The sequence below is a fragment of the Edaphosphingomonas fennica genome, from assembly GCF_003034225.1.
GTDB lineage: Bacteria > Pseudomonadota > Alphaproteobacteria > Sphingomonadales > Sphingomonadaceae > Sphingomonas_E > Sphingomonas_E fennica.
Window position 1 is genome coordinate 68,540 of sequence record NZ_PHHF01000008.1, and the last position, 22,384, is coordinate 90,923.

23 protein-coding genes and 1 pseudogene are annotated in these 22,384 nt (G+C 66.0%); 8 read left to right on the top strand and 16 right to left on the bottom strand.

Translation table 11 applies throughout. From position 1 onward, the window contains the following. Window position 1 precedes the first annotated feature (1 nt). Window positions 2–850: a flagellin gene (locus tag CV103_RS02130; RefSeq protein ID WP_107393837.1), complete on the top strand. Its 849-nt coding sequence runs from the start codon at window positions 2–4 to the stop codon at window positions 848–850. 51 nt (window positions 851–901) lie between these two features. On the opposite strand, the gene CV103_RS02135 is transcribed toward CV103_RS02130, so the two are convergent. Then, window positions 902–3,226, bottom strand: coding sequence for an arylsulfatase (locus CV103_RS02135; protein WP_107393838.1), 2,325 nt, complete (start codon window positions 3,224–3,226; stop codon window positions 902–904). Window positions 3,227–3,330: 104 nt separating this feature from the next. Beyond that, window positions 3,331–3,735 (bottom strand): DUF6766 family protein, encoded by a 405-nt coding sequence (locus tag CV103_RS02140; RefSeq protein WP_015457951.1) that lies wholly within the window; start codon window positions 3,733–3,735, stop codon window positions 3,331–3,333. Between the two features lie 370 nt (window positions 3,736–4,105). On the opposite strand from CV103_RS02140, the gene motA reads away from it, so the two are divergent. Continuing rightward, on the top strand, window positions 4,106–4,969 hold the full coding sequence (gene motA, locus CV103_RS02145) for a flagellar motor stator protein MotA (RefSeq protein WP_107393839.1): 864 nt from the start codon (window positions 4,106–4,108) through the stop codon (window positions 4,967–4,969). A 3-nt stretch (window positions 4,970–4,972) separates the two neighbouring features. Further along, window positions 4,973–5,953, top strand: coding sequence for a flagellar motor protein MotB (locus CV103_RS02150; protein ID WP_015457953.1), 981 nt, complete (start codon window positions 4,973–4,975; stop codon window positions 5,951–5,953). A 44-nt stretch (window positions 5,954–5,997) separates the two neighbouring features. Here the strand turns inward: CV103_RS02150 and uvrC are convergent, their stop codons facing one another. The 9 genes from uvrC to CV103_RS02195 all read right to left on the bottom strand — a co-directional run bounded on the left by uvrC (window position 5,998) and on the right by CV103_RS02195 (window position 14,389). Next, entirely contained in the window at window positions 5,998–7,923 is a 1,926-nt protein-coding gene (uvrC, locus tag CV103_RS02155; protein ID WP_107393840.1) for an excinuclease ABC subunit UvrC, read from the bottom strand. Window positions 7,924–8,069: 146 nt separating this feature from the next. After that, window positions 8,070–8,702, bottom strand: coding sequence for a F0F1 ATP synthase subunit B family protein (locus tag CV103_RS02160; protein WP_107393841.1), 633 nt, complete (start codon window positions 8,700–8,702; stop codon window positions 8,070–8,072). Beyond that, window positions 8,695–9,189: a F0F1 ATP synthase subunit B family protein gene (locus tag CV103_RS02165; protein WP_107393842.1), complete on the bottom strand. Its 495-nt coding sequence runs from the start codon at window positions 9,187–9,189 to the stop codon at window positions 8,695–8,697. Before CV103_RS02165 ends, CV103_RS02160 begins: the two co-directional genes overlap by 8 nt. Window positions 9,190–9,249: 60 nt before the next feature. Next, the gene (locus CV103_RS02170) at window positions 9,250–9,477 is read right to left on the bottom strand and encodes a F0F1 ATP synthase subunit C (protein ID WP_015457957.1); all 228 of its coding nucleotides are present in this window, start codon (window positions 9,475–9,477) and stop codon (window positions 9,250–9,252) included. A gap of 43 nt (window positions 9,478–9,520) precedes the next feature. Then, the gene (locus CV103_RS02175; protein ID WP_015457958.1) at window positions 9,521–10,309 is read right to left on the bottom strand and encodes a F0F1 ATP synthase subunit A; all 789 of its coding nucleotides are present in this window, start codon (window positions 10,307–10,309) and stop codon (window positions 9,521–9,523) included. A gap of 32 nt (window positions 10,310–10,341) precedes the next feature. Beyond that, on the bottom strand, window positions 10,342–10,662 hold the full coding sequence (locus CV103_RS02180) for an AtpZ/AtpI family protein (RefSeq protein WP_070936008.1): 321 nt from the start codon (window positions 10,660–10,662) through the stop codon (window positions 10,342–10,344). A gap of 129 nt (window positions 10,663–10,791) precedes the next feature. After that, complete coding sequence (locus CV103_RS02185) at window positions 10,792–11,184, bottom strand: YdbL family probable chaperone protein (RefSeq protein ID WP_015457960.1); 393 nt, start codon at window positions 11,182–11,184, stop codon at window positions 10,792–10,794. Continuing rightward, on the bottom strand, window positions 11,181–11,369 hold the full coding sequence (locus CV103_RS02190) for a YnbE family lipoprotein (RefSeq protein ID WP_041865194.1): 189 nt from the start codon (window positions 11,367–11,369) through the stop codon (window positions 11,181–11,183). Before CV103_RS02190 ends, CV103_RS02185 begins: the two co-directional genes overlap by 4 nt. A 47-nt stretch (window positions 11,370–11,416) precedes the next feature. Then, complete coding sequence (locus CV103_RS02195; protein WP_170112531.1) at window positions 11,417–14,389, bottom strand: intermembrane phospholipid transport YdbH family protein; 2,973 nt, start codon at window positions 14,387–14,389, stop codon at window positions 11,417–11,419. Between the two features lie 131 nt (window positions 14,390–14,520). Here CV103_RS02195 and CV103_RS02200 point away from each other — a divergent pair, with 131 nt between their 5' ends. The 3 genes from CV103_RS02200 (at window position 14,521) to CV103_RS02210 (ending at window position 16,937) form a co-directional block, all read left to right on the top strand. After that, on the top strand, window positions 14,521–15,123 hold the full coding sequence (locus CV103_RS02200) for a JAB domain-containing protein (RefSeq protein WP_245896613.1): 603 nt from the start codon (window positions 14,521–14,523) through the stop codon (window positions 15,121–15,123). Between the two features lie 144 nt (window positions 15,124–15,267). Continuing rightward, on the top strand, window positions 15,268–16,521 hold the full coding sequence (locus tag CV103_RS02205; RefSeq protein ID WP_107393844.1) for a tyrosine-type recombinase/integrase: 1,254 nt from the start codon (window positions 15,268–15,270) through the stop codon (window positions 16,519–16,521). Continuing rightward, a complete protein-coding gene (locus CV103_RS02210; protein WP_107393845.1) occupies window positions 16,518–16,937 on the top strand; it encodes a thermonuclease family protein in 420 nt (139 codons plus the stop codon). The genes CV103_RS02205 and CV103_RS02210 overlap by 4 nt, the downstream gene beginning before the upstream one ends. Window positions 16,938–16,969: 32 nt before the next feature. Here CV103_RS02210 and CV103_RS02215 read toward each other — a convergent pair whose 3' ends face one another. From CV103_RS02215 to CV103_RS02230, 4 genes are all read right to left on the bottom strand, one after another. Then, window positions 16,970–19,495, bottom strand: coding sequence for a DEAD/DEAH box helicase (locus CV103_RS02215; protein WP_107393846.1), 2,526 nt, complete (start codon window positions 19,493–19,495; stop codon window positions 16,970–16,972). Window positions 19,496–19,506: 11 nt separating this feature from the next. Next, a complete protein-coding gene (locus CV103_RS02220) occupies window positions 19,507–19,743 on the bottom strand; it encodes a DUF2158 domain-containing protein (protein ID WP_006023605.1) in 237 nt (78 codons plus the stop codon). Between the two features lie 278 nt (window positions 19,744–20,021). Further along, a complete protein-coding gene (locus tag CV103_RS02225) occupies window positions 20,022–20,459 on the bottom strand; it encodes a ubiquitination-like system serine protease family protein (protein ID WP_245896619.1) in 438 nt (145 codons plus the stop codon). Beyond that, window positions 20,459–20,890, bottom strand: coding sequence for a hypothetical protein (locus CV103_RS02230; protein WP_245896614.1), 432 nt, complete (start codon window positions 20,888–20,890; stop codon window positions 20,459–20,461). Before CV103_RS02230 ends, CV103_RS02225 begins: the two co-directional genes overlap by 1 nt. A gap of 68 nt (window positions 20,891–20,958) precedes the next feature. On the opposite strand from CV103_RS02230, the gene CV103_RS02235 reads away from it, so the two are divergent. Further along, the gene (locus CV103_RS02235) at window positions 20,959–21,075 is read left to right on the top strand and encodes a multiubiquitin domain-containing protein (protein WP_245896615.1); all 117 of its coding nucleotides are present in this window, start codon (window positions 20,959–20,961) and stop codon (window positions 21,073–21,075) included. Continuing rightward, the gene (locus CV103_RS02240; protein WP_245896616.1) at window positions 21,050–21,787 is read left to right on the top strand and encodes a ThiF family adenylyltransferase; all 738 of its coding nucleotides are present in this window, start codon (window positions 21,050–21,052) and stop codon (window positions 21,785–21,787) included. The genes CV103_RS02235 and CV103_RS02240 overlap by 26 nt, the downstream gene beginning before the upstream one ends. Before the next feature lie 7 nt (window positions 21,788–21,794). Here the strand turns inward: CV103_RS02240 and CV103_RS02245 are convergent. Next, a pseudogene (locus tag CV103_RS02245) lies at window positions 21,795–22,352 on the bottom strand (multiubiquitin domain-containing protein); the annotation flags it as partial. Window positions 22,353–22,384 lie beyond the last annotated feature (32 nt).

Below are 22,384 nucleotides of genomic sequence, written 5' to 3' on the forward strand. Positions count from 1 at the left end.
GATGATCAACAACACCCGCTATCACCTTTCGGCAGAAATCTCGCGCCAGCAGAAGCTTGCCGCCCAGATCGCGCGCGCGCAGGCCGATCTGTCGAACGAGACCCGGCTGCAGCGCGCGTCGGACGATCCCGCCGCTTCCGCCCGAGTCGCCGACATCCGCCGCGCCCAGGCGAACGAGGGGGTGTGGGCGAAGAATGTCGATGCCGCCTCCGCGCTCGCCACCCGCGCCGATACCACGCTGGGCAGCGTCGCCAACGCGCTCGATCGCGCGCGGGAGCTGATGACCGCCGCCAACAGCGGCACCTATAGCGACGAAGACAGGAAGGCGATGGCGATCGAGCTGCGCTCCATCGCCGCCGAGATCGCCGAGCTTTCGCAAACCAAGGATTCGCGCGGCCAGCCGCTCTTCCCCGCCGGCGATTCGCTCGCCGTGCCGATCGGCCCCGGTCTGTTCATCGCGCCCTCCGTCTCGCAGGACGGGCTGTTCACCAACGTCGCCACCGCCAGCGGCGGCACCAAGGATCTGGCCGCCATCGTCAGCGATGCGGCGAACGCGATCGAGGAGCCGGACGCCGCGTTGCGCAACGCGGCGATGGCCGATGTGATCGGCGCCACCGAAACCGTCACCGCCGCCCGCGCCGATCAGGGCGTCCGCGCCGCCCGCCTCGATACCGCGCGCGAACGCTTCGCCAATTCGGGCCTCGTGCTGGCGGAGGAGCGCAGCAAGCTGGAGGATACCGACGTCACCGAAACGGTGGCGAAGCTCCAGGCCAAGCAATTGTCGCTGGAGGCCGCCCAGGCCGCCTTCGCCCGCATCAACCGGCAGACCCTGTTCGACCTGCTGGGCTGATCGAGGTCCGATCGGCGCGGGCGAGCCATCGGCAGCGCCCGTGCGCCTCGATCAATCGCGCGCCATCGCCGCGGCGAGCGCCTGCTCGACATCCAGATAATGGTCGTCGGCGACATCGAACACGACCTTTTCGATCCTGCCGCCGGAAAAGGCGAAGCCGGAGCCATATTCGCTGCTGACCGCATCGCCGGCATCGCGGCCGATCGCCAGGCCCTCCCCGCACAGCGCATAACGGCCGGACTGGGTGCGGAAATCGCCCGCCGCGGCGGCATTGTCGTCGACATATAGCGTCATCTTGCCCAGCGCCTCGGCATAGTCGCCATGGCCCGTCTTCTCGAACTCGACACCAACGATGTGCTTGCCAAGCGCGGGCGCGTCACAGCTCAGCCGCTGCTCCGGCGGGATGCCCAGGAAATTATAGGCGAAGATGAGCTTGCCGCCCTTCACGAACAGCGAATAGCCGCCAAAGCGCGAACCCTGCGCAAAGATTATGCCCTCCGTCTCGCCGGTAAATTCCACTTCGGCCAGCGCCTTGAACGAGGCCCCCAGCGTGCGGGCCGCCGATGCCTCGGGCACCTCGGTCGTGTTCGGATAATAGACGTAGCGCCCGCTCTTGAGCGGGGCGGCATGGAACTCCGCCGCATGCATCCCTACCACGCCGAGGTCGATCAGTGGCAGGACGTTGTTTTTCCTCGCCTCCTCCAACCAGAGATCCTGCAGTTCCTTGAGCTTCCCCGGATTCCCGGCGGCAAGATCATGCGCCTCCGCGCGATCCTCCTCCGTGTGGAAAAGCTGCCAGACATCCTTGTCGAAATTGCCCTGGTCGGATGGCAGCGGGCCATGCTGGGCCGCGGCTTTCCAGCCCTTGTGCCAGATGCCGCGTGTGCCGCACATCTCGTAATATTGGGTTTCCTTGGTGGTCGGCGCCCCGGCATCGTCGAAGCTGTATTTCATCGATACGCCCGCCAGCGGCGCCTGCTTCACCCCGTCGATCTCATCGGGCATCGGCACGCCGCAGCATTCGAGGATGGTGGGCACGATATCCGTGCAGTGATGATATTGGTGGCGCACCTCGCCCCTGGCCCCGATCCCCTTGGGCCAGTGGATCACCAGCGGATCGCAGGTGCCGCCGCTGTATGAGGCGTAACGCTTGAACATCCGGTAGGGCGTCGAGAAGGCCACCGCCCAGCCCGTCGGATAATGATTATAGGTGTCCGGCGATCCGAGCTTGTCGATCATCGCCATGTTGCTTTCCAGATCGTCCGGATAGCCGTTGAAGAAGCGGTTTTCGTTGACCGATCCGTTGGGCGATCCCTCGCCCGAGGCACCGTTGTCCGCGCAGTAGAAGATCAGCGTGTTGTCGAGCTGGCCCGATTCCTCGAGATAGTCGATCAGCCGGCCGATCTGGACGTCGGTATATTCGGACAAGGCGGCATAGACCTCCGCCATGCGGCTGAAGAGCCTCTTTTCGTCGGCGGTCAGCGTGTCCCAGGGGCGCACGCTGTCGGCTTCGGGAAGCACGCCTTCGGGCAGCGGATTGATCGGCGTCAGCTCCGTGCCTTCGGGCAGGATGCCGCGTTCGATCATCCGGGCCAGCACCCATTCGCGATAGGCCTCGTATCCGTCGTCGAACCTGCCCTTATATTTGTCGATATATTCCTGCGGCGCATGATGCGGGGCGTGGTTCGCGCCGGGGCAATACCACATGTACCAGGGCTTTTCGGGATCGGATTGCCGGGTGTCGCGGATGAAGGTGATGGCCTTGTCGGCAATGTCCTTCGAGAAGTGATAGCCCTCTTCGGGCTGGTAGGGCTGGTCGACGAAATGATTGTCCTCGATCAGTTCGGGATACCATTGGTTGGTCTCGCCGCCGATGAAGCCGTAGAAGCGATCATAACCAAGGCCCAGCGGCCATGCCTTCTTGCTGGCGCCGATGCTGAAGGCATCGACCGGCACATTGTGGTTCTTACCGATCCAGAAGGTGCTGTAGCCGGCGTTGCGCAGGATATGCGCGATGGTGCCGTTCTCCAGCGGGATATGGCCGTTATAGCCGGGAAAGCCGGTCGCCGCCTCGGAAATGGTGCCGAAGCCGTTGGCGTGGTGGTTGCGCCCGGTGAGGAAGCAGGACCGCGTCGGCGAGCACACCGCCGTCGTGTGCCATTGCGTATAGGTCAGCCCGTTCTTCGCCAGCCTGTCCATCGTCGGCATGCTGATCCCGCCGCCATAAGGCGACCATGCGGCCTGGCCGGTATCGTCATAGAGGATGACCAGCACGTTGGGCGCGCCCTCGGGTGCCTTCTGCGCCAGAAAGGCATCCCAATCGGCCGTGGAATTGCGGACGTCTAGCTCGATCTTTCCCTGGAACGGACGCGGCATGGCACACCTCCTCGATTCCGGATCGAGGCTAAGCCTTCCCAAACCGTCCAGCCATCGGTGCAAACCCGGATAGAGCGACCGGATATCCAAGGAGCGTGCGGCGGCTATTCATGGCCCAGGTCGCCATGGGCATGCGGCTTGGCGTGGCCCCCGGTCCGCAGATAGCGCCGGTCGATCTCCTCGATCAGCCCGTCCGCGTCCCGCCCGCCGGCATATCGCAGCAGTTCGTCGACCTTGGCCTCCAGCCGGTCGTCATTCTCCTTGGATGCGGGCGATCCGATGTAGAGGAAATAAGCGAGGCCCACGACCTGCCAGATCAGCTGGAGGAATTCGGACTGCCAGTTTTCGAACGTGTCCCGCGCCATTTCGAAAAGATAGGACGACATCTCGGGGGACTGATGATGCGCCCTCGCCTCGTCGACAAAGGCAAACCAGCCGAAAATCCAATGGCCTGCGATCGAAATCAGGAAAAACGCGGCCGTGATCCAGCCATAGGCATAACGTTTCATATCCTCTCTCCCGGCTTGCCGTGAGGCTGTTCAACGCCGGCCGGTTGAGGGCGGGTTCATCATCTGCGCCAACAGGCGCATATCCGGGCTGGGATGATTGGGACGAACGTGACTGGAGGCCGCTCTACGATCCCTATCGCGGTGGCGGGCAGCCGGTCAGGGTGACCGGAAAGGACCGAGGCGGCGGCCGTATCGACGCCCGGCGATGCGAGGTCCGGCCCGCCCGCATCTTTCCGCCGCCGCCCGCAATAATTTTCCACCTAACGCCCCTTTAAGCATAAAGACCGCCAAAGCCGGCCGTTAACCCTCATCGAAGGCCGGTGATTTCGTTGGAATCCCGCCTGCCAGCTCGGGCTTCGAAGGGGGATTCATGTTCGCGGCGATCGGTCTCGTGGTTCTGCTGGCGATGGTTTTCGGGGGTTTCGCCTTCACCGGCGGCGATCTGGCCCCCGTGCTGCATGCGATCCCGCACGAAATGCTCATCATCGGCGGCGCCGCGATCGGCGCCGTCATCGCCGGCAATTCGATGAAGGAGCTGAAGCAACTCGGCGGCGGGCTTGCCAAGGTGTTCAAGGGCGCGCGCTACAGCCGGCAGGATTATCTCGACACGATCTTCCTCGTCTCGCGGCTGATGAAGATGCTGCGCACCGACGGCCCCGTCGCGCTGGAGCCGCATATCGAGGATCCAAAATCCTCCGCCCTGTTCCAGGAATATCCCAAGCTGATGAAGGACGACACGCTCGTCCACCTCATCACCGATACGCTGCGCCTCGTCGTCGTCTCCTCCGGCACGCTCGATCCGCACGCCGTGGAGGAGGTGATGGATAATGCGCTGAAGACGCACCATCATGACGATATCCGCCCGGCGGACATGCTCCAGAACCTCGCCGATGCGCTGCCCGCCCTCGGCATCGTCGCCGCCGTGCTGGGCGTGGTGAAGACGATGGGATCGATCGACAAGCCGCCGGCGATCCTGGGCGGCATGATCGGATCGGCGCTGGTCGGCACCTTTCTGGGCGTGCTGCTGGCCTATGGCATCGTCGGCCCCTTCGCCAGCCGCTGCCGGCAGGTGATCGAAAGCGATGCCGCCATCTATCATGTGGTGAAGCAGATCATCATCGCCTCGCTGCACGGCCACCCGCTGCCGCTGGTGATCGAGGCCGCCCGTTCCAGCATCAGCCATTCGAACCAGCCGGCCTTCGCCGACGTGTTCGACGGCATGCGCGGGCGCTGATCCATGGCGAGCGCAGCCCCCAAGCGCGGCCGGAACGAGCCCGAGCCCCGCCCCGTCATCATCGTCAAGAAGATCGTCGAGGGCGGCCATGGCGGCCATCATGGCGGCGCCTGGAAGGTGGCCTATGCCGATTTCGTGACGGCGATGATGGCCTTCTTCCTCCTCCTCTGGATTCTGGGTGCGACCACGGAGAAGCAGCGCAAGGGCATCGCCGACTATTTCTCGCCCACGCTGGTCGAGATGCGGCAGAAGAGCGCCGGCTCCAACGGCCCCTTCGGCGGCGATTCGATCGTCGCGAAGGACAATTACCCCCATGCCGCGACGCAGACGGGCAGTCGGGGCCTCACCATCCCCAAGGACATGACCGGCGGCGCCAAGGAAGGCGCGGCCGCCGTCCGCTCGCGCGATCGCGCCCGTTTCGCGGCGCTGGCCAAGCAGCTCGAGGCGCGGATGAAGGCCGATCCCCGGCTGGCGCGGCTGCGCAAGAACATCCGCATGGTCGAAACGCGCGAAGGCCTGCGCATCGATCTGGTGGACGAGGCCGATTTCGCGATGTTCGCGCTGGGCACGGACAAATTGCTCCCCGATGCGCGGGAGCTGGTGGGCGAGGTCGCCCACGCCATCCAGGGCGTGCCCAACGACGTCATCGTGCGGGGCCACACCGATGCCCTGCCCTACGCCGCCGGCCGCAGCGTCAACAACTGGACGCTCTCCACCGCGCGGGCCGAGGCGACCCGGCAGGCGCTGGGGCTGTCGGGTCTGCCCGGCGATCGCTTCGCCCGGATCGAGGGCGTCGCCTCGCGCGAGCCCTATGTGCCTTCCAACCTCTATGATCCGCGCAACCGCCGCATGTCGATCACGCTGGCATGGAGCGCGGGCGGCGTGGAGCAGCCCCCGCTCGACGACGCGCAGCCCATCGATGCCGGCCGCTCGGTGGAGCTGGCCCAGGCCGAAGAAACCCCGCTCCGCCGCAGCACGCCCTGATCGGGCGGCGGACCATCCCGCAGATGCCGCCGCAAACCGGCCTCTCAGCCGCGCGGGTGATAGAAGTCGTAGATCGCCCGCGCCATCGCCTTCGACACCCCAGGCGCCCGTTCCAGATCCTCCAGCGCCGCGCCGCGCACCGCCTTGGCGGTGCCGAAATGCATCAGCAGCGCCTTCTTCCGCGCCGGGCCGATGCCGGGCACCTCGTCCAGCGGGCTGGCGGTGAACGCCTTGGCCCGCTTCGCCCGGTGCGCCCCGATCGCGAAGCGATGCGCCTCGTCGCGGATGCGCTGGAGGTAGAATAATGTCGGCGAATTGAGCGGCAGCATCGATTCCCGCCCGTCCGGCAGATGGAAATGCTCCCGCCCGGCGTTGCGGTCCGGCCCCTTCGATATGCCGACCACCGGCACATCCTCCACACCCGCTTCCTGCAGCACCCGGCACACGGCGGAAACCTGACCCTTGCCGCCGTCGATCAGCAGCAGATCGGGCCATTCGCCGGAGGTGCGGTCCGGGTCCTCCTTCTCCAGCCGGGCGAAGCGGCGTTCCAGCACCTCGCGCATCATCGCGAAGTCGTCGCCGGCCGTGGTCTCCGCGCGCTTGATGTTGAACTTGCGATACTGGTTCTTGCGGAAACCCTCCGGCCCCGCGACGATCATCGCGCCCACCATGTTGGTGCCCATGATGTGGCTGTTGTCATACACTTCGATGCGGCTCGGCGGGCCATCCAGCTCGAACAGGTCGGCGATCTCCTGGAAAATGCGGCCCTGGGTGGTGGATTCGGCCAGTCGGCGGTCGATCGCCTCCTCGGCATTGCGGCGGGCCTGCTCCATCAGCTTGCGCTGCTCGCCCCGCTGCGGAACCTTCAGCACCACCTTGCGGCCGGCGCGTTCGGACAGCGCCTCCTCGACCAGCCCGGCCTCGTCCGCCAGCGGGCGATCGATCAGCACGAGGCGGGCGGGCGGCACCTCCTCGTAAAATTGCATCAGGAAGCTTTCGAGCACCTCCTCCTCGGGCACCTCGGCCGTGTGGGCGGGGAAGAAGCTGCGATGGCCCCAATTCTGCCCGCCGCGGATAAAGAAGGCCTGGATGCCGATCAGCCCCTGCTTGGCGCAGAGCGCGAAGACATCGGCGTCGCCCACGCCCTCCGCATTGATCGCCTGGGCGGACTGGATGAAAGTGAGCGCGCGCAGCCGATCGCGGAACACGGCCGCCAGCTCGAAATCCATGGCCTCGGCCGCCGCCGTCATCGCCGCGCCGAGCTTCTTCTGCACCTCCGTCGACTTGCCGGCCAGGAACGCCTTGGCATCCTCGACCAGCTCGCCATAGGCATCGGCCGAGATGCGGTCGACGCAGGGCGCCGAGCAGCGCTTGATCTGGTAGAGCAGGCACGGCCGATCGCGATTGGCGAAGAAGCTGTCGGTGCAGCTCCTGAGCAGGAACAGCTTCTGCAGCGCGTTCAGCGTCCGCGTCACCGAACCGGCGCTGGCGAAGGGCCCGTAATATTGCCCCTTGGCCCGGCGCGCGCCGCGATGCTTCTGGATGCGCGGAAAGGCGTGGTCCTCGCGCAGCAGGATGAAGGGGAAGCTTTTGTCGTCGCGCAGCAGGACGTTGTAGGGCGGGCGGTAGCGCTTGATGAGCTGCGCCTCGAGCAGCAGCGCCTCCGCCTCGGTATTGGTGGTGACGATGGTCATCGACCGGGTCTGCGCCACCATCCGCTGCAGCCGCTTCGGCAGGCGCGCGACCTGGGTGTAGTTGGCGACGCGATTCTTCAGCGCCCGCGCCTTGCCGACATAGAGCACGTCGCCGCGCGCATCCTGCATGCGATAGACGCCGGGCCGCACCGGCAGCGTCTTCAGCACATTGCGGATCGCGGCGACACCGGCTTCCAGATCGGGCTTGTCCGATCCGCGCACGGTGTAGACGGATTTCTCTTCGTTGAATCTATCGGGGGTCGGCGTATCGTTCACGCTGCCGATTTAGGCCGGCCCCGCCCGCTATGCCAGCCCGGCCGATGCCGATCCGGTTCCCGGACCCAAAAAGCGAAACGCCACCCCGGCCGGGCCGGGATGGCGTTCATCGCAATGGCGATCGTGCGGCGGGGCCGCTCGCGCCGTCAGTTCAGCCGGGCCGATCCCAGGCCGGAGATGGTCTTGTCTACCAGCGCCCTGTCGGCCGTGGCATCATGGCCCTTGGCGATCAGGCTGGCGGCCGCAGCGGTCGCGGCGGCGGCGGCCTTGGTGCGGACCTCGGCGATCGCGGTGCGCTCGGCGGCGGCGATCTTGTCCTCCGCCATCTTGCCGCGCCGCTCGATCAGCGCAGAGGCATCGTCCTTCGCCTTGGCGACGATACCTTCGGCTTCCTCGCGCGCATGGGCGATCATCGCTTCCGCCTCGGTCGCGGCTTCGGCAGCCTTGCGCTGATATTCGGCCTTCAGCGCTTCCGCCTCGGCGCGAAGCCTGGATGCCTCGTCCAGCTGGATGCGGATCGACGCGATCTTCTTGTCGAGCGCGTTGCCGATCAGCGCCGGCACCTTCTTCGCGATCATCAGCACGATCACGGCGATCATCGCGAGGGCGACCCACGCGGTGGCGTTCATGCCCAGCGCGGTCGGCTCGACATGCTCGGCCACGCCGCCATGGGCTTCCGTGGCGGCCACATAGTCATTGCCCTCGATATGGTGGGCGATGTCCTCGGCGGCGATCGCGGTATTGGCGTCAAGCGCCATGGTCTGGGCCTCCTCAGCCATTGGCCAGAGCGGCTGCCACCGCGCCGGCGGCTTCGTCGCGGCTTACCGTCGCGCCCGAAACCTTGGAGACGATATCCTGCGCGGCCTCGGCCGCGACCTCGGCGATCCCGGCCAGCGCCTCCGCCTGGGCGGCGGCGATGCGGGTGTCCGCCTCGGCGATCTTCGCTGCCAGCTCGGCATCGGCCGCCTTGACGCGGACCTCCGCGTCGCGGGCGGCCTCGGCCTTGGCTTCCTGCGTCGCCTTCTGCGCTGCGGCGCGGGCCGCATCGATGCGGGCGCGATAGGCGGCCTCGGTCTCGTCCGCCTCGGCATGCGCCTTGTGGGCGGCGGCGATATCGTCGGCGATCTTGCCGTCACGGGATTCCACCGTCGCCTGGATCCGGGGCAGCATGGCCCTGCCGATCACGAAATAGATCAGGCCGAACGTGACGAGCAGCCAGAAGATCTGGGACGCGTAGGTCTCAACGATCTGGGCGATCTGGGGCATGGAAAATCCCGCTCGAAAATAGGACGGAGCCGGCCGGGGCCGGCCCCGAGATCAGTTCTGTTACGCGACGAAAACCAGGATCACCGCGACGACGAACGCGAGCAGGCCCAGAAGTTCGGCGGCGGCGAAGCCGATGAACAGGCGGCCCTGCTGGCTGTCGGCCGCGGCCGGGTTGCGCAGCGCGCTTTCGAGGAACGAAGCGAAGACGTTGCCCACGCCGAGCGCGGCCATGCCAACGCCAATGGCGGCCAGACCGGCACCGAGCAGCTTCGCGGCTTCTGCGTCCATGATAAACTCCCTTGTCGAAATCGTTGATAGGTTACGTGAAAACTCAGTGCAGGTTGATCGCGTCGTTCAGGTAGAGCGAGGCGAGCAGTGCAAAGACATAAGCCTGGATGGCGCACACCAGCAGTTCGAGCAGGGTGATGCCGATCATCAGGACGAAGCTGGGGATCGAGACGATCAGCGCGGTGCCGATGCCGGCATTGGCGCCGCTGATGACGAAGCCCGCCAGCACCTTGAGCAGGATGTGGCCCGCCGTCATCGCGACGAACAGTCGCAGGCCGAGCGAGAAGGGGCGCACCAGGAAGGAGAAAAGCTCGATCACGAACAGCAGCGGCACCATCAGCATCGGCGTGCCCTGCGGCACGAACAGCGAGAAGAAGTGCAGCCCGTGCTTGCCGAAGCCGACGATCAGCACGATCGCGAAGGTGATGATCGCCAGCACGCCCGTGACGGTGAGGTGGCTGGTGACGGTGAAGGCGTGGAGGCCGGGCACGATGCCCAGCGGCAGCATGCCGACGAGGTTCGCGACCAGGATGAACATGAAGAGCGAGAAGACATAGGGCGTGAAGGCCTTGCCCTTCGGCCCGATATTCGCGTGCATCATGTTGGCGATGAAGCCGGTGCAGCCTTCCACCGCCGCCTGCCAGCGGCCGGGCACCAGCTCGCGCTTCATGCCGCCCAGCATGAACAGCCAGATGCAGGCCAGCGTGACCACCATGAACAGCGCCGAATTGGTGAAGGCGATGTTGTAGCCCGCAATCTCCCAGGTCCGACCGAACAGAGGTTCGATCAGGAACTGGTGCATCGGATCGATCTTGCCGCCTTCTGCCGCCACCTTGGCCCCCGCTTATGCGCCGAGCGCCCGAATCACTCCGGGCGCTCGTTGGAGATTCGAAAGATATTCCTGAAGGCGACCGCTATTCCAAGGAACAGCATCACCAGCAGGAGCCAGGGCGCCGTGCCCAGCCAGCGGTCCAATACCCAACCGACCAGAGCACCCACGGCAGGACCAGCGATCAGCTCCGCCAGCACGCGATTTCCCTGGGAATATCCCCGTCCGGGCTTCGCCTGCTTGGTTCCGGTTCTGACCCTTTCCGCATCCGCCGCGACCTTCAACCGCTCATGGAGCGATGTCAGCCGGGCATCTTCGGTGCTGGGCGTTTCCTGCCCGGGTTCGTCCTTCGCCATGCCATCCCTCTCCTTATCGGAGCGCGCGACAGCCATGCCGACGAGCGATCCCGCCAAGGCGAGGCCCCTTTAGGTAGGGGGGGCACTCAAGTCAACCGCAGGGGTGGCCCGCCCTCCTTCTCCGTCCCTTCAGCCGCAATTGGCCGGCAGCGCGATCGGGCTCGAATCCTTCACCCGCCACACGCCGTCCGGCAGCAGATAGGCCTGCCCCGGCTTCACCCGGCCACGCAGCGTCTGGCAGCCCACGGTCGCCGCCCATTCGCGCAGCGCCACGCCATGCTTGGCCGCCTGATCGGTATAGGCCGCACGCCGCTTGATATTGAGCGATTCGACGGCCGCGCGGACATCCGCGCCCACCGGCTTGGCGACGCCCAGATAGCCGTCGGACTGCTCGCCCACCTGGCCGGCGGCGATCGCGGCGGTCAGCGCGGCGTCGCCCGCCTGCGCCCAGGCATATCCGGCCATGCCCAGCGCCGCGGCGGCGGCCATGGCGATGAACGAAAGCTTGGTCTTGCGTGTCATTGCGGGAACAACTCCGGATTTTCGGTGATGAATTCCTGCGCATCCTTCTGGAGACGCACCACCACCTCCTGCTTCACGTTCACGTTGAGATTGATCTCAATCGGCTTTTCGGGCGCCTTCACCTGGATGCACCCACCGGCGAGCAGAACCGCCCCGCCGCAGAAAATCAAGCGCATCCCCCTCATCGGCAATCCCGTTTTCCGTTCGCAATCATCGGCCTCTATCACGAAGCTCATCGCTTATCCTCGCTTTCCTGCGCCTGAACGGGCGGATTCGAATCGCCTTTCCCCTGGTTGCGAATCAGCCCCGTGGGATCGACGAAATTGCTGGCGGTGCTGACGAGACCGCGAAACGGCGCCCGCACCGTGATGTTGAATTTGAAGGGCAGCCCGGTCAGCTCCTTGGCCATCCCCTCCAGCCGCTCGCCCCCCAGCGGCTGCTCGTTGATGCCGGTGAACAGGATCTCGCTGACGATCTCGCCGTCCAGATTGCCGTTGAGCGCGATCGCCAGATTATCGTAGCGAATCGATTTCAGCGCATCGAAGGCCATCTTCCCGTAGGTGCCGAGATCCTCGTTGCTGAGCTCGCCCACATAAGCGAGCGTGCCGCCGCCACGGCGCACCAGCAGCCTGCCATTCTCGATGCGCCCGCCGGCATCGTCGAACACCATCGGCAGGGTGCCGTCGAAAATCCCCGTGCCGGCGATATTGTCGAAATCGAAGCGCTGGATGAACTGGGCGGCATCGAGCCCCTCGACCCGGAAGGTCATGCGCCGTTCCACCGGCCGGGCGAAATCCAGCGTCGTGGGCTCCAGGAACAGCTCGCCCCCGGAAAAGGGCCAGCGTCCGCCTTCGATCTGCACCTGCTGCCCGGCGAGAAGACGATAGCGGACGACGCCCGCCTCGACCGCGACCCCCGGATTCACCTCCGCCAGCCGCACTTCCTGCCCCGGCGGCGTTTCCAGGCCGAGCAGGTCGGAGAAATGGATTTCACCGCTCAATCCCTTCACCGGGCCGAAGGCGGCGGCGAGATCGAGCGAATCCGTGCGGAAGGTGCCGGTGCTGGCGACGCCGGCCTCCGTCCAGCCGATATGCCCCCGGCCGCTGACGCTGCCCGCGACATTGGCGACGACGCCGAGGGTGAGCCGCGTCAATTGTTCGGGTTGCAGCGCCGGGCCGAAGGTGATGCCGGCGACGTCGAGCTCAGCCTCGCCGCTGGAGCGGCCGAGATCGTGATCGATCGCCACCGATGCGACCGCCACATTGGTCGCCGGTTCGCGAAGCTGGCCGGTGGCGCGGACCGTGCCGTCGATCAGCGTCAGCCGCACGTCATCCGATCGCAGCGGATTGAAGCGGGGTTCCGCCGCTTCATCGGCCACCGCGATTGATCCGTCGATCGCCAGATCGGCATTGGCTAGGCGCCAGCGGCCCGCCCCTTCGGACAGCAGCAGCGGCACCGCCGCGATCTTGCCGGCGGCCCCTGTGAAGGTGCCGCCGAGACCGCCGGGATCGGTCCGGCCGGCAAGACGCGCTATGTCCAACCGGCTTACGGCATCGCCCTGCCCGAGGCGGACGGCGACGGCATCGGCGGTGAAGCCCGGCGTGCCGATATCGAAGCCGAAGGACCGGCTGGCCATCGTCAGCGGCGATCCGCTCATTCGCCCGGAGAGGCGGAGGCCGCGTATCGCGCCGCCGCCCGCCACGCCGTTGCGCCTGCTCGCGACCAGGGCGTCGCCCTTGGGGCAGAGCGGCAGGCTGGCCGGCGCAAGCGCGAGTCCGGCGACGGCCAGCGATTCGAAGGCCAGCGGGGCGCAGGCCGGGTTGACCGACCAGGCGCCGTTTATCGCCAGCCGGATATCAAGCGGCAGGGAAAGCCCCCGAACACGCCCGTCGCCGAGTGGCCCGTCGAGCGTGGCGGCCGTGCGCAGGCGATAACCGTTCGGCCCGGCCGCGATCAGGACGGGCGCCAGCGCCAGCCGGGCGTCACGGGCCGCATAGGGAGCGACGGTGAAACGCCCCTGCCCCACATCGCCGGCCAGCGTCATCCGGCCCGCCACCGCGGGCAGGCCGCCGCCGGCTAGCTGCAATGCGCCGTCGAGGAAAACGCCCTTGTCGGACGACCAGCCAAACCCCTTGCCATCGGCCAGCGCGAGCCTTGCGCCGGAGGCGCTTGCGACGGCGATGTCGGCGATGTTCAGGTCGATGGCCTTGCCGTAACGCACCGCCACCCGGCCCTTGCCCCCGAAATTGCCCGCGGCGCGCGCCAGCGCCTCCGCGAGCGGCGGGGCCAACGGCCCGGCGGGGCTGCCGTCGAGGCCGGTGGGCGCTGTCGCAAGGGCGTCGCGCCATCCGGCCGGCGCCGCTGCCTCCACGAAACCGATATCGCCGCTGATCCGGCCGCTGGCCGCACCGATATCGGCCTCCATCCGGCCGGCGAAGCGCCACTGCTTGGCCGCCACCCCCGCAAGCTCACCCTTTTCCGCCAGCAGCGACACCGGGCCACGCAGGCTATCCAGGGCGGTGCCGAGCACCAGGTCCGCACGGCCGGAAAGCTGGTCCAGCCGCACCGCCTCGCCGCAGCGCAGGCCACCGAGATCGACCGGCCCCCGCAAGCGGATATCCGCCTCGCCCGTCACGATATCGACTGGCGCCAGCAGCCCCGCCCCCTGGCATCCGCCCGCCGCGAATCGTGGCACATGCACCATAAGGCGGCCGCGAAAATCGCGGTTCAGCCGCCCCTTGCCATCGAGGACGAGGCCGACGCGACCGGCAGGCGTTTCGAGCGCCATGCGCGCGTCGCGCAGGTCCGCATCCATGTCCGGCAGCGCGAAGGGCTTGCCCGACGGCGGCGGCAACAGCTCGTCCACCGCGCCGAGGCGCAGCGCCCCGTCGACGATGCGGCCGCGCAGCCGCGCGCCGCTTGCGGTGACGCCGGCCAGATAGGGGCCGTCCACCCCCCAGCCGATCCGTATCTCCGCCCAGTCCGCGACGAGATCGGGCGCGGCGGCATCGCCCAGCGACAGATTTTCGATCCGCTGGACGAATGGCCCCACCCCGGTGATGCGGTAGCGCGCGGCCACGCCGCGATCGGCGAGGGCGCGATCCACGAAATGGGCGACGATCGGCTTGCGCGCGAGCCATAGCGCCAGCAGGAGAAGGAGCAGCAGGCCCGGCAAAAGCGCCAGCCACGCCAACCGCTTCCGCATCGAGGGGGTTTCGCCTGCCATTCCACCTCGTCTAGCGCGTGATCGCCCCGGCGCGCGAGATGATTTCGCGGCTCCGACGCGATCAGCCGATGGATCGACCCGCCGGGATTGTTGCGCAACCGGGACAACCCATGCACAAACCCGCCATGAGCGATGCCGATCCCGCCACCGACGCCAGCGGCCACCGCAGCCGGCTGCGCGCACGGCTGGCCGAGCAGGGGCCGGAAGCGCTGCAGGATCATGAGCTTGTCGAATATCTGCTGGCGCTCGCCATTCCCCGCCGGGACACGAAGCCGATGGCCCGCCGGCTGCTGGCGGAATTCGGCGGCATCGGCGGCCTGCTGGGCGCCGATCCGCAGGCGCTGGCCCGGCAGGGCGGCCTGAGCGAGGGATCGATTGCCGCGATCAAGATCGCGGAGGCGGCCGCCCTGAGGCTGCTACGATCGCGGGTGATGGGCCAGCCCGTGCTGGCGAGCTGGCAGGCGCTGCTCGATTATCTGCGCGCCGACATGGCCCACCGCACGATCGAGCGGGTCCGCGTGCTGCACCTCAACAGCAAGAACATGCTGATCCGCGACGAGCTGACGTCGGAAGGATCGGTGGACCAGGCGGCCGTCTATGTTCGCGAGATCATCCGCCGGGCGATCGACCTCGGATCGGCGGCGCTGATCCTCGTGCACAACCACCCCACTACCCCCCTTTCGATCACGCTGGATCACGCTCAAGCACATTGAATCACAAGTATTTTCTGGCTTGCGTACAGGGGGCGGCTTTGGCAAACTGGGGGCTGTTGAAGGGGTAGCAAACGGCTTCCAGCTCCCGAGCACCGATCCCAGTTTCTCCTCTTCCGATCCCAGTTGCGGAGCAGGAGAAGCGCTATGCCGAGCCTTACCGACACTGCCATCCGGCAAGCGATGAAGCGGGTGGAGCTCACAGGAAAACAAGAGAACCTGGCCGACGGCGAAGGGCGCGGCACTGGCCGACTTGTTCTCGTTCTCAAGCCCATGCCGAAACGCGTCACGGCCGATTGGATGGCGCAGCAATGGCGCGACGGGAAGCGCGCCAAGAAGAAGCTCGGCTCGTATCCCTCGATGTCACTCGCGCAAGCACGCGAGATTTTCAAACGCGACTTCGCCGACGTGATCCAGAAGGGTCGCAGCATCAAGATCGCGACTGACACCCGACCTGGGACCGTCGCCGATCTATTCGAAGGCTATGTCGCCGCGCTGAAGGCTGCCGGCAAGCCTTCCTGGAAGGAGACGGAGAAAGGCCTCAACAAAATTGCCGACACGCTCGGACGCAATCGCCTCGCCCGCGAGATCGAGGCCGAAGAGATCGTGGAGCTGATCCGACCGATCTATGAGCGCGGTGCCCGATCGATGGCTGATCACGTGCGGTCCTATATCCATGCTGCCTTTAGCTGGGGGATGAAGTCGGACAACGATTATCGGAACACATCTCCTCGGCGCTTCCGAATTCCCTTCAACCCAGCCTCAGACATCCCGACCGAACCGAAGGTCCAGGGCACACGCTGGCTCAGCGAGGATGAGTTCGTCCAGCTCTACCGCTGGCTCGAATGCCCCGACACTCCTGTCCACCCTTCATATCCGCGCGCCGTGCAGCTCATCATGCTGACCGGCCAACGCGTCGAGGAGATCGCGCGGCTGCATGTCGATCAGTGGGACGCGGCGGAGCGGATCATCGACTGGTCAAAGACGAAAAACCTTCGACCGCACGCCGTCCCCGTCCCATCGCTTGCAGCCGAGCTCATCGAGTCGATCAAGCCGAACGACTTCGGCTGGTACTTTCCATCAGCGAAGGACCCGTCGAAGCCCGTCAGCCACGGCACGCTCTACAGTTTCGTCTGGCGGCAGCGCGACCGCGGCATCATTCCCTACGCGACCAACCGCGACCTGCGGCGGACGTTCAAGACGCTCGCCGGCAAAGCAGGCGTCCCGAAAGAGATTCGCGACCGCTTGCAGAATCACGCGTTGCAGGACGTCAGCTCCAAGAACTATGACCGCTGGAACTACATGCCCGAGAAGCGCGCCGGCATGGCGCGCTGGGACAAATTCGTCCGTGCGCTCCTGAAAAAGAAGAAGGGCAACAGCACGTTGAAGGCTGCCGCGTGAGCCGCCGGTCTCTCCTTCTCGCCGGCATGCTTATCTTCTTCCGCTCAGTCGCACCCGCCTATGCAGATCCGTGCAAAGCGCCTCTGCCAGCCCAACCCGGTGTGCGGTTCTCCGGCAAGGTCCAATACGTTGGCGACGGAGACGGCCTTTGCGTCGGCAAGACGGCCGATCCCAGCGAATGGGTCGAGGTTCGCCTCGCCGATTTCGATGCATCCGAGCTTCATCAAGCCGCCGGCGCGGCGGCCAAGGCGGCACTTGAACGCATAGCCCTGCATCGTCAGGTCACCTGCACCACCGAGCGCGGCCGCAGCGGCCGCGTTGTCTCATTCGACCGTGTGATCGCGCGCTGCCGCATCGGTTCCACCAGCATCGGAGACCTGTTGCGGCAGGAAGGTCTCGCGGAGGGGGGCATCTGACGCAGTCGCCTCACGCGGTCGTTGCGCGCGCTTCAGGGCGCATATGCTTCGAGGACCGGGACGGACGGCGTGACCGCTTCGGCCCGACGCTTGGCAACGCGCTTCGCCGCATCGCGGACAAGCGCAAGCTTGCGCCGGTCCTTGTCCACGCATGCCAGAATTTGGTCGTCGGCTGCGGCGTCGATCTGTTCGGGCTCACAGAGCTGCGCGGCGGCCAATCGACAATAGTCGCCCCGCAGCAAATCGGCTCCAGCGAACTGGGCGAGGTCGACGGCGGGGCTGGGCACGCCATACGTCAACCGGATCGCCAGACGTCTCACACGATCACCGAGATCGAGCGTCGGGTGCAGGATTTCGGCGACGCGAGCCGCGACGGGCATCAGATCGCAAGTCCGCGCTGCGACCGCGCGTATCGGGCCGGCGGCGCCGCCAATCGCCCCGCCGAACTGCGTCAGTACGCGCTCGATCTCGCTCATGGCACGACCGGACACGAACAAGAGACAAGCGACCGCCTTCTTCGCACGCAGCGTGGCCTGATGATCGTCTGTGGTCCCCCGATGAAGCGCGTTCAGGACGTGCCACGGCACATTTTGCCTCCGCAGCTCGTTGGGCCATAGCTGGGGTTCTTTCTGCGTGCTTTTCCGGTTGATCGGAAAGAGGAGTTGATCGACCTCAACCGTCGTTTGGGCGGCGGCAATCAGGACGGGATCACTGATGTCTTGAGGCTGGAGCGCGCCGAGGCAATCTACGAGCGCGACGATGGACCCGACCTCGGCTGCGCTCTCGCCAGCGAGACGGCCCAGCTTGGTTAGCTCATACGCGCCTGTGGTGTTCTTCTGCACCAGGCCGTGCCGTTCCAAATCCGCCAGCGCCGAAAGCAGGTCCGGCCGGCTCCACTGCCACGCGCTGTGGGCGCGCCGGGCCTGGAACGCGCCGAAGCTCGATTCCAGAAACTCGACAATCTCCTCGCTCGGCACGCCATCGCCGGCCGCTCGTCGTGCCGCGACCAGGACACGGATAATCAGGGAGCGCGGGTCGGTCGTACCGTCGAGGAAGCGGGACACCAAGTCTTCCGGCTCCGCGGTCACGTAGCGCGACCACAGATCATGCTCGGCGCGCGGATCGAGCGCCAGCAGATACGAAGCCCCCCTCTCGGCGAAGCCGAGCCTTCCTGCGCGGCCGACGAGGTTCTTGTATTCGGCCACCGAATAGGGCTCCTCGCCTGGATGATTCAAGCCGGCGATGATGACCGATGACGCGGGCGTGTTCACGCCCATAGCCAGTGTCGTCGTGGCTGCGATGACGCGCAGGCCCGAGCCGCTACGGCGAAATTCTTCCTCAATGACGCGTCGCTCTTCGCGGTCGAGATCCGAGTTGTGGAAAGCGACGCCGCGCGCGAGCGCGCTCCGCAAGTCGGCGCTGGCCTGCGAGGGGTCGCCGCCGGGCATCTGCGTCAGCGCCTCGGCAGCCGGAGGCAATCCGAGCGACTCCGCGAGATAGTTGGCGCAGCCGCGGGCTTCGCCCTTGGTTTCACGAAACACGATCACCTGCTGGCCTTCGGCGACAAGCGTGCGCACCAGCGGGATGATCCAATCCTGGCTGGATCCCTTGCCGCCGACAAGACGCCGAGCGAGCGGCCCCTCCACCCGCTCATTGCCATTCTCCGGATCAAGGAAGCGGAAATGCCCGGTACCGAGCAGCAAGCCCTCCTCAAGCGGAACGGGCCGTTCCGTGCGCCGCAAGAGCCGCGCGCCGAGCCATTGCTCGAGCCCGTTCGTGTCCCCGATCACCGCCGAAAGCGCGATCAGTTGGGGCTCGATCCCCTCACGCCGGCGCATCCGGATGAGCGTCAGAATGAACTCCAGATTCGCGCCGCGGCCACGGTCGGCGATCATCTGCGCTTCATCGATCACGATCACGCCGACCTGCGCCAACACATGAGGGAATGTCAGCGCGATCGCAGCGAACTTCTCATAGGTCAGGAGGCCGACATCGTATTGGCCTCGCAGCAGAGGCGTGATGTCGTCCGTCTCGCCCGTCGCTTCCACCGTGCGGACCCCGAAACCGCCATAGACGCTCTCGAAGTGCCGCCGCTTGTCCGCCACCAGGGCCTTCAGCGGCAACAGAAACAAAGCCCGTTTGCGATCCAGCACGTTCCGGAGTGCCGCGAGCTCGCCCACCATCGTCTTGCCCGAGGATGTCGGGGCCGACACCACCAGGTTCTCGCCGTCCAGCACGCCGAAGTCTGTGATGGCGGCGATCTGAAGCGCATTCAAGGACGGGATCGCTCCAGCCCAGGCGGTGACATGCGTCTCCGACCCATGGCCGGAGAATGCGATCACCACCGTATCCTCGGGGCCGCAGCCGGCCAGCTCGGCAAATGCGTCCTCAATCCGCTGCCGCGTGGCCTCTGCATCTGCCAGCAAGACGGTGTTGCCGCCCAGCGTGTCGAAGAACAGCGCCTCCAGCGCCGTCGCGTCGCGGCGCGCGCAGGCCAGCTCATCAATGCCGGTCGAGCTATAACGGTCGATGCCGATGAACAGGCCGCGAAACGGCATGAGGCACCACGCTACGCCCGAACGACGCCGACGGAGAACGCGGCTCGTGGCTTCTCAGCCTTCTCCAACACGACCGGCGCGAACGTGTCTTTCCGCGCGACCTGCTTGTTGCCCACCTTCTCGAACCAGACACACCAGACGGCATCCTCCTCCAGCATGGCCGTCTTCCCGACCTGCTCGACCGTCATGATCGGCCCGCCTGACTTCACCCGCACAAGATCGCCGGGCTTGAATTCGGTAGCATCCATTCTCCACGCTCCTTCTCGATGCCTATCTGTCCTCGCCAGGCACCGGAGGAGGTCGCAAAAAGCCCGCCAACGTCTCCACCACTGCGGGCGGACGCACGCACGTGCTAGGAGATCACCCCATGCCTAACATCAATATATGGTGTGTTGGTTATTCCTTGCACAAGGATTTCGCCGAAAACCCTGTAAGCCCCCAAATAAGTGTTCTCAACTTGTTCCTTAGGCCTGCACTGCGTTCCGAAGCGGGACAGCCCGACGGCAACCCGCCGTCGGGCCTATCGTCACGATCTACCAGATAGCCAACGCCAGGCGCGGCTCCAGAAGCCGGGAGCCGCCTTGACGGGAGCGGGCTGAACGGCAGGTTCGAACGCTGGCGTCTGCCCGTAGAAGCGCGCTTTGGCGGCGCGATCACGACGACGCTCGGCTTCAACCTGCTCGTCACTCCAGGGGCCGGCCTCGATCACCTTGCCGCGGTCGATCACATAGTGTGACCGGCATTTCAGCGTCCAATTGCCGATCGACGGTCGAAGCGAGACGGTCTCGCCATCGAACGTCATCTTCCAGTCCGTCGGCGTGAAGGGCGCAACGACCTCCTCTCCGCAACCACAGCAGCAGCTATGGGCCGATGTCGCATAGTCCATCGACACATAGAGGACGCCCGGCTCCAGGCGCTCGGGGATGTGTTCGACGAAACGATGATCGAGTCGCTTGTGCCGCATCACGCTAGGTCCCCGTTGATCAGCATGTTGCCATCGGTGGTGTAGGTGCAGTGATGCTCCCGCTCGAGATCGCGATAGAACCCGCGGATCTTCTTCCACTTCACGACCGCGAGCACGGCATTCAAGGCGTTGAGATCCGCGACCTGAATGTTGGAGGCGTAGATATCCTTCGCGCCGCCGCCGACGAAGGAGATGCGCTGCCGGGCGTGATCCCGCTTCTCCGGCGTGCTGGCGGTCACGCGCAGGATGCCGCCGAGCGACCCCTCGTCGAGCTCAAGACCCATGCCGACATCGACAAACGCGGCACCGATCGCCTCAAGCTTCTCCACGATCAACCGCTTCGCGTCACCCGCATCGAGAGACAGGAATGCGAAGGTGACGCCGTCAAGGAGATGGATGTTGTCGGCGCCGAGCGCCACGTCGTGCGCCACGATGTTCCGATGCATCCGGCTGTAGATGCGCTTTCCCGGGCCAGCACGAACCCAACGTCGTCTTCTCGATGACCTATCGGCACGCGGCGTCGACGCCGCACGCCGGTGAGCTCGGGGCTGGCGGCACCGTCGATGTCAAGAAGAAGGGCACGGTGTTCAATGTCACGCGCACTGTTCAGTCGTAATCCGGACCTCAAGCGGCTGCGGGACGAAGGCTACTTCGTCCAGCAGCAGGGCGGGTATCTCGTCATGCGCGAGGTGCCCTATGTCGATGCGCGCCGGGAGGTGCGCATCGGCACCCTTATCTCCAGCCTCACCCTCGCTGGAGATCAGACGCGCACGCCCGACACCCATGTCGTCCACTGGGACGGCGACTTCCCGTGTCACGCCGACGGCTCGCGCATCCAGGGTATCTCGCACGCGGCCGGCGCCTTCGATCTCGGCCACGGCCTGAAGGCGACCCACAGCTTCTCCAGCAAGCCGGATGGGGGGTACACCGATTACCACCACAAGATGACGAGCTACGCGAGTATCATCGCGGGTCCGGCCGCGGTGCTGAAACCCGGCACGACGGCTCGCACTTTTCGCGAGCCGGAAGAGGAGGAAGAGAGCGTCTTCAACTACGTCGAGACTGCCTCCGATCGTGTCGGGATCGGCGTCCTGACCGAGCGGCTCATCAATGAGCGGGTCGCCATCATCGGCTGCGGCGGCACCGGCGGCTACATTCTGGACTTCGTCGCCAAGACGCCGGTCCGCGAAATCCGGCTCTTCGACAGCGACGAGTTCCTGACCCACAACGCGTTTCGGGCGCCGGGGACTCCAAGTCTGGAGGAACTGCGAGAAGCGCCGAAGAAGGTCGACTACCTAAGGCGAGCTGGACGATCTGTTCGAACGTGACCGTGCGGGCGTTCACCGTACGCGGCCGCGAATTGACGATGATCTCGAACGTCAGCCGCGCGGTGATGAACCGCTCGATGCCGGGCTGGGTCAGATCGATCAGTTCGCCATGCTCGACCAGCCGGTCTTCACCGCCGCGGACTTCAAGGAAGACCCCTTCGCCGTCTGCCGGCTTGGCGAGGCCATAGAGGATCGTGCCGCTGATGATCGGCTTGCCCCAGCGCAGCTCGTCGTCGTTGAGGGTCAGCTTGAAGTCGCGGTCGGTCTGGAAGGCGATGAAACGCTCGGCGCCGCGCTCGCGCAGGTCGAACGGCTCGTTGAGCCTCACGTCCTCGAAATCGCCCGAGGGCAGGATCGCGACGAGGCTGTAGCCGTCCCGCGGGTCGAGTGCCGCGGCCTCGAGCAACTGGCGGCCGAGCGGCACCGGGTCGCTCACCAGGCGGGACTGGAAGTTGAGATCGCCCCGCGCGAGGAGAAAGCGATACCCGCGCGCCGGACGCAACGCCCGGCCTTCGCGCAGGGCGTCGCCGAGATCGTCGTAGTCAAGAAGTTCTTCGGTGTTCATAAGATTGGGTCCTTAGGTTCGGCCGAGGCAGC